At 57.9% G+C, this 7451-nt stretch carries 3 protein-coding genes and 1 pseudogene; 2 read left to right on the forward strand and 2 right to left on the reverse strand.

Features of this window, described 5'->3' with window-relative positions; genetic code table 11:
* The first annotated feature begins 65 nt into the window (after nucleotides 1–65).
* Together ACP7E4_RS25820 and ACP7E4_RS25825 are read left to right on the forward strand one after the other, a co-directional pair.
* The gene (locus ACP7E4_RS25820; RefSeq protein WP_426119771.1) at nucleotides 66–3467 is read left to right on the forward strand and encodes an ATP-binding protein; all 3402 of its coding nucleotides are present in this window, start codon (nucleotides 66–68) and stop codon (nucleotides 3465–3467) included.
* Nucleotides 3442–4119 (forward strand): response regulator, encoded by a 678-nt coding sequence (locus ACP7E4_RS25825; protein ID WP_426119769.1) that lies wholly within the window; start codon nucleotides 3442–3444, stop codon nucleotides 4117–4119. The genes ACP7E4_RS25820 and ACP7E4_RS25825 overlap by 26 nt, the downstream gene beginning before the upstream one ends.
* Before the next feature lie 29 nt (nucleotides 4120–4148).
* Here ACP7E4_RS25825 and ACP7E4_RS25830 read toward each other — a convergent pair whose 3' ends face one another.
* Nucleotides 4149–5219 carry a hypothetical protein gene (locus tag ACP7E4_RS25830; protein WP_426224902.1) on the reverse strand — a complete coding sequence of 357 codons (1071 nt, stop codon included), beginning with the start codon at nucleotides 5217–5219 and terminating at the stop codon, nucleotides 4149–4151.
* Nucleotides 5216–7451, reverse strand: a pseudogene (locus ACP7E4_RS25835) (hypothetical protein); the annotation flags it as partial. The gene ACP7E4_RS25830 and the pseudogene ACP7E4_RS25835, both read right to left, overlap by 4 nt.

Genomic DNA, 7451 nt, shown 5'->3' on the forward strand with positions numbered 1-7451 from the left:
TACCCAGGCACGGAAGTTGCTGTCGCCAATTCCACAACCCTAAACATCCTTCTCAGGAATCCCCCGTGCGACCGTCCGGCTCCCAACGCATCGTCAAGGTGCGCCGCGATTACAACAGTCTGGTCGCCGACGAGACCATGGAGGACTACGCCTTACGCTTCACGCCGAAATCCTTTCGCAAATGGTCGGAATTTCGCATCGCCAACACCGCGGTCGGCGCGGTTTCGTTTCTAGCGCTGGAAGCCATTGGCGGCGCTCTGGTCATGAGTTACGGCTTCACCAACACCTTGTGGGCGATCCTGGCCACGGCGCTGGTAATTTTCCTGACCGGCCTGCCAATCAGCTATTACGCGGCCCGCTACGGCGTGGACATGGATTTGCTGACCCGTGGCGCGGGCTTCGGCTACATCGGTTCGACCATCACCTCGCTGATCTACGCCAGTTTCACCTTCCTGTTTTTCGCCCTGGAAGCAGCAATCATGGCCCTGGCCATCGAGTTGTATTTCCATATTCCGCTGGCCGTGGCCTATGTGATCTGCTCGATCATCGTCATCCCCTTGGTGGCCTACGGCATCACCTTGATCAGCCGCTTGCAGATGTGGTCGCAACCGCTTTGGCTGACCTTGTTGCTGGTGCCGTACATCTTCGTGATCTGGAAAAATCCCGAAGCGCTCTCCGACCTGACCAGTTTTGCCGGACGTGAAGGCGAAGGCGGCACCTTCAACCTGCTGTTCTTTGGTGCAGCGTTCAGCGTGGCGCTGTCGTTGGTGACACAGATCGGCGAGCAAGTGGACTATCTGCGCTTCCTGCCGGAGAAGACCCGCAAGAACCGCAAGCGCTGGTGGGCCGCGCTGCTCATGGCCGGGCCGGGCTGGATCATCCCCGGCGCGATCAAGATCATGGCGGGCGCGTTCCTGGCGTTTCTCGCCCTGCAACACGAAGTGCCCATCGAGCGCGCCGCCGAGCCGACGCAGATGTATCTGGTCGCCTTTCGCTACGTGTTCAGCTCGCCGGAATGGGCGCTGGCGGCCATGGTGCTGTTCGTGATCATTTCCCAGATCAAGATCAACCTGACCAATGCCTACGCCGGTTCGCTGGCCTGGTCGAACTTCTTCGCCAGAGTCACGCACAGCCATCCCGGCCGGGTGGTGTGGCTGGTGTTCAACGTGGCGATTGCCCTGATCCTCATGGAGTTGGGGGTGTTCGATGCCATTGAACAAGTGCTCGGCCTGTACGCCAACGTGGCCATCGCCTGGATCGGCACGCTGGTTGCCGATCTGGTGATCAACAAACCGCTGGGTCTGTCGCCCAACCACATCGAATTCAAGCGTGCGCACCTGTACGACATCAACCCGGTGGGCGTCGGGGCGATGTCGATTGCCTCGCTGCTGTCGATCAGTGCCCATTTCGGGGCATTCGGCGCCCTGGCTCAGACCGCGCCGCCGCTGATTTCCCTGACCACCGCACTGATCGTTGCACCACTGATCGCCTGGTGGACCGAAGGCAAGTACTACATCGCCCGCACCAGCGACCCGTTGCAGCTGTTCCCCCTTGGCCAGCAGACCAGCCTGCGCTGCGGCCTGTGCAGCAATGAATTCGAAACTCCCGACATGGCATATTGCCCGGCCTACAGCTCGCCGATTTGTTCGCTGTGTTGCTCGCTGGACGCCCGTTGCGCCGACCAGTGCAAAAGCCGCGCGCGCCTGTCGATGCAGTTTGAAGACGCCATTAGCCGACTGTTGCCGAAATTACCGCTGCACTACCTGCACACCCGGCTCGCGCAATATCTGGGCTTGCTGACGGTGTTGTTACTGACCATTTCCGGCGCCCTGGCGGTGATCTATGGTCAGGTTTCCCACAGCCTGATCGACCAGTCTCCGACTGTGCATCACACGCTTTTCCTGGCGTTCCTCAAGGCGTTTTTCACTCTGTGCGTATTCGCCGGGATCCTCGCCTGGTGGGTGGTGCTGACGCGAGAAAGCCGCCGCGTCGCCCTGGAAGAGTCGGACCGGCAAACGTCGTTGCTGATGCAGGAAATCGACGCCCACGACAAGACCGATCAAGCGCTGCAAAAAGCCAAGGAAGCCTCCGAAGCTGCCAACGCGGCGAAGAGCCGCTACGTCACCGGGCTGTCCCACGAATTGCGCACACCGCTGAACAGCATTCTCGGTTTCACCCAGATTTTGCAGCGTGACGCCACGACTCCCGCCCACCAGCAAGACCCGTTGGCGACCATTCTGCGCAGCAGCTCACATCTGCTGTCGTTGATCGACGGCCTGCTGGATGTCGCCAAGATCGAAGCGGGCAAGCTGCGTCTGGAGCCGTCAGAAATTCTCTTTCAGGAATTCCTTCACGACCTCGAACACATGTTCGCCCCCACCGCACGGGAAAAAGGCCTGAGCTTTCGCCTCGATGTAGTCGGCCGTATGCCCGCCGTAGTGCGCGGCGATGAAAAGCGCGTGCGGCAAATTCTTATCAACCTGCTGGGCAATGCAGTGAATTTCACCGACAGCGGCGAAGTCTGCCTGCGGGTCAGCTATCGTCGGGAAACGGCGATTTTCGACATCATGGACACCGGCATCGGCATAGCCCCGGAACAGATCGAACGGATTTTCCAACCGTTCGAGCGCGGTGGACTGGTTCGCCAGGACAACGGCGTCGGCCTGGGTTTGACCATCACCCGCATGCTCACTTCATTGATGGGCGGCGCGTTGTCGGTGACCAGCGAGCCGGACCAAGGCACGCATTTCCAGGTGCGGCTGTTCCTCTCCGAAGTGCGCGTGCCCAAGGCGGTAATCCATGTCGATCACGATGTGATGGGCTACGAAGGTCCGCGCCGACTGGTGCTTGTGGTGGACGACCACATCGAACATCGCAAGGTCATCAGCGGCATGCTCACGCCCTTGGGTTTCGAGGTTGCCCAGGCGGCCAACGGTCAGGAAGCGATTCGCCAGGTGTCACTGTTGCATCCGGACCTGATCCTCATGGACCTGTCGATGCCAGACATGGACGGCTGGGAAACCAGCCGCCTGATCCGGCGCAACGCGTTGTCGCTGGCGCCGATCATCATCATTTCCGCTAACGCCAACCCCTTCGCCGACGACAAGGAACGCAGTCTCCCCGAGGTTTGCAACGACTACCTGGCCAAACCGGTGCATATCCAGCAATTGCTCGACCGCATGCAGCATCACCTGCAATTGCACTGGCTGCGCCGCCTGCGCCCCGCACCACAGATCAAGCTGCCCTGGACGTTGCCGCCGCGTCAGGATCTGGAAGATCTGTACGAACTTTGTGGCCTGGGTTATGTGCGCGGCATTCAAGCCAAACTCGACGCCATCGAACGTGACAGCCAGCACAGCGCCAGTTTTGTTGCCGACCTGCGGATGCTCGCCAAAGGCTTCCGCCTGGATGAACTCAGCCTGCAACTCAAGGAGGCCCTCAATGAACGCCCTGACTCAACCCGCTGAAAACGGTGTGATCCTGATTGTCGACGACACGCCGGACAATCTGGCCTTGCTCTCTGACGCACTGGATGAAGCCGGCTACATGGTCCTCGTGGCGCTGGACGGCACCAGCGCCCTGAACCGCATCCAGCGCCGCCGCCCGGACCTGATCCTGCTCGACGCCATGATGCCCGGCCTCGACGGCTTCGAAACCTGCCGCCGGATCAAGGCCCAGCCCGATACCGCCAACATTCCGGTGCTGTTCATGACCGCCCTGACCGACAGCGAACACGTAGTCAAAGGCTTCGAAGCCGGCGCCATCGACTACGTGACCAAACCCATCATCTGCAACGAAGTCCTGGCCCGCGTCGCCTCCCACCTGCGCACCGCCCGCATCCTGCAAACAGCGCGCAACGCCTCACAATCCGCCAGCCTGGGCTTCAACGACAAGCCCGCCTACGGCAAACTCTCCAGCCGCTTCCAACTCACCGAACGCGAAATCGAAGTCCTGCGCTGGGTCGCCTGCGGCAAAACCAACAAAGACATCGGCGACATCCTCCAACTCAGCCCCCGCACCGTGAACAAACACCTGGAACATATTTATATAAAGCTTGGGGTCGAGACGAGAACGGCGGCGACGTCGGTGGCGTTGGCGGCGATGACGGATCGGGTTTGAGCAGACCAAAACGCCGCTTTGAGTTTCGCTTAGTCTACATACCGCACATGCCGCGCCATCAGGTTCTGACGTTTGAAGGTGTCGATGTTGTCGATATTTTCCAGCAACTGCCTTAGGTGCTGCTTGTAGGTTTCGTCATCCATGTCTATCCAGAAGCGCGGGTTGCGGCCGGTTTTCAGGTCGTGGGCGGCGGTGGTCGGGTCCAGGTGGCGAAACTCTTCATAACGCGGCAAATCCGGCAGCGGGCGGCTGGTGTCCATATAGTTCTGCAGGAAATCCCACAACGCACAGGGCATTTGCCAACGGTTATCAACGTTCACCAGCGAAGAAAAATTGATCACGATGTCCCGATAACGATGCGCAATGCATAACACATGATTCATCGAACCTTGCCGATCCGGCCCCGATTCAAGGTAAGCATCGAACTCATAAAACGGCGCGGTTAATTCGCCGATAGTGCCGTTTTTCTTGTATTCGCCATTGTTGTCGTAGTCGAACAGCGTTACCAGACCGGTGCGACGATTTAGTTCCCATATGGGGCCGCGGGAGGGTTTTATCCAGAGTTTGGGGAGTTTCCTCAAGACTAATGATGCTGCGGCCCATGCTAAATATAACGGAAGCATCGTCACGTAAAATGTTTCATCGAACAAACCCCATAATGCCTTGAAATAAGGTTCGCGAGACTTTGCAGCTAATGCAAGCGCAGCAAGAATGTATATGGGAGTAAATATCAGAGACCACCCTTTCCCAAAAATATACAAGTACGACCAAAACTGAGAGTGTGAAGACCAGAGCGAAAATCTGAACCGCTCATGGTCGTGCCGATCATGAAAATCTACGTGTTCGTAAGGCGCTGGAATGTAGGTACCTAACGCAAGTTTTTCCTCACGCTCTTTCCGCATATCTGCTTGAAAACGTAACCTCTCAGGTGCACGTTCACGCAGAAAATCATCTGGGGTAACATTCTGCGGCTCTCCCCACGGTAAGCGTTTTTTGCCAAAACGTTTGAGCCATGACCGCTCCGTTGAAGCTTGTTGTTTAGGAATGCCGTCTGAACGATAAGCGGCATCTGCATAGTAAGGCGTTTTCTGGGCAGTCATTTCGCAGTCTTCGCCCTGTTCTCGGTTTCATCGGCCCAGAACAGCCGTTTCGTAGCGTCAAAATCAGGTTTCGCGTAGGTCGGCCCGAAGGGGGTCGGATCCCTGGGCGGTGGCGCAGGAAATACCCAGGTGCGCTGACCGTCATTCAGCGACAATTGAGCGCGCACGCGCCATATGTGATAGACCTCCGGTAAGTTTTGCGCAGGTTCCGCCTTATAGGAAAAAGGTGTTTTGACGAACAGCTCCAAGGCGCCCGGCAATAGACGATAGGCAACTGGCGTGACAGTTATCTGCGAGCTGCTGGTCTTGCTGCGGTCGCTGTATTGATCGAAAAAGACTTCAAAGCTTTTCAGATTGAGAAAAGCCTGAGTCCCCAGTTCGCCCGGCCCATTCAATAACCCGCTCAAATTACTTTCAATACGAATTCGCGTATTGGCGCTGCGCACTGGAAAAGGTACCGTGGCGCGAAAATCCAGCAGGCCGTCAGCAACGTATTCAGGGTTGCGGTCGATACTGATTCGGATATCGGCGAACAGACTGACCAGATAGTAGAAGGCATTTTGAGGATCTTGCAGATGTGGCGCGGCGTTATGCGGATCATCTCCAAATGGCCCTTTTTTCAACCAGTCCTCAATTGGTTTACTGCTCAGCCAATAGGCCACTCCCGCACCAGCAACGATCAATAGCAGCGAGGCCCAACCCAAGGAACTCAAGCCAAGGAAGGAAGTGCCGCCAATTACCAAACTGCTCATGGTGCCGATCAACCCGCCGGAGGCCATGATCAAATGGCCAATATAAGCGTCGTCGCCCCATTTGTATGAATACCAGGCGTCGTAGAGGTTGAGTCCGACGAAGATCAGACCGGCGCTGATCTGGCCAAGTAATCGAGCGCTATATTTTTTCACCAGCCGATTACTTAGCGATCCCAAAAGGTGCTTGGCAATATTATCGGGAATGATGAATACAGTTTTGCGTCCAGCTGCCAATACAGAATGACTACCAGCCAGCTTCACAGTCAGCGCTTCGAATCCGATAGCCAAATCAAGTCCTGCGCCCACAACCCCGACAAAGCCACGAAGTCCCTCCTTCTCCCTAACCGTCTGCTCCCATCCGTCAAACTCATTACTCAGATTATAAATCTCCAACCCCACAATCGCCCCCGCCACCGGCACCGGCACCGAATCCAACGCCCGAAAAGCCGTACTATCGCGCATCGCATCCCGCAGCTTGATCGCGTTCTCCAACCCACTCAGTTTTTCAGCCTTGTCCGCCGCCCGTTTGGCCGTGTCCTTTTGCCAGGCGTCGTTAAACCTTTGGTTGAGTCGGCTAACTGTTAGCGCTGTGCGGTGATTTCTAGGGATGCCAAGTACGATTCGTTGTGGCGGGAGCACCGGCTGCGGCCGAGCAAAACCGTGATCCTCAGCGGGGGATTTCATGACGCCATTCTGATTGCGATAAACCCCGTAGACTTGCGCGGCGCGGCCGACTTTTTCGGGCATGTCGTCGAGACCGAAAATGTAATAGTCCTTTCTCCGAGCGTCAGCGTGAGGCAGAAAGTGCAGGCCGCCAAAGGTTTGCGGCAGCATGCCGCGCAGTTGGGCAAGGCTGCGTCGATGCGCGGCTTCGTTCAGGCGAAAGCGTTTGGCGGCGGGGTCTTGCAGTGCAATATGCTGCGCGCCATGGACCGCCCGTTCGGCGGCCTCGATTGCGCCCTGCAGGTTTTCATTGATAGCGACCAGCGCAGCCGCGCCGGCCTTCGCTTCAAGGGTCAGGGTAGTATTGAGGCTGCCGCTTTTCAGCAAACTCGCCAAAAACACTGCATCGATCGTCGAGTATGCTGCGGCGGGCAAAACGCTGTCCTGTTCGGTCCTGGCCAGTTCCGTCGCCCGAAAAACGCCGTCGCCCTGATTAACCTCCGGGTCGGCGGGTGCCTGGTATGGCGCGTCGAGATCCTGCTGACCGGCATCCGGCCAGAGCATGCGGTGCATCGGGTGCTGCGGGTCGTTGATGACGCTGGCGATCCACTCCTGGCCGACGCTGGCTTCGGGGCTGTAGAGGCTGAGGCCGGTCATGGCGTCGGTGATGTCGCCACTGGCCGCCAACGGGTCGTAGGCCGACGGCCCCAAGGCCAGGGTGACGAACAGCTGGCTGACAAAATGAAAAGCCGCCGCGTATTTGAAGCCGTCGAGGCTCAGGTGGTCGGCCAGGCATTGTTCGGTCTGACGTTGTTGC

The organism is Pseudomonas sp. DSP3-2-3 (assembly GCF_049898225.1).
In the GTDB taxonomy this organism is placed as follows: Bacteria; Pseudomonadota; Gammaproteobacteria; order Pseudomonadales; family Pseudomonadaceae; genus Aquipseudomonas.

Excerpts from the sequence above, each read along its gene's own strand:
- ACP7E4_RS25825 (WP_426119769.1), top strand. The coding sequence starts at position 3,442 with ATGAACGCCCTGACTCAACCCGCTGAAAACGGTGTGATCCTGATTGTC.
- ACP7E4_RS25830 (WP_426224902.1), bottom strand. The coding sequence starts at position 5,219 with ATGACTGCCCAGAAAACGCCTTACTATGCAGATGCCGCTTATCGTTCA.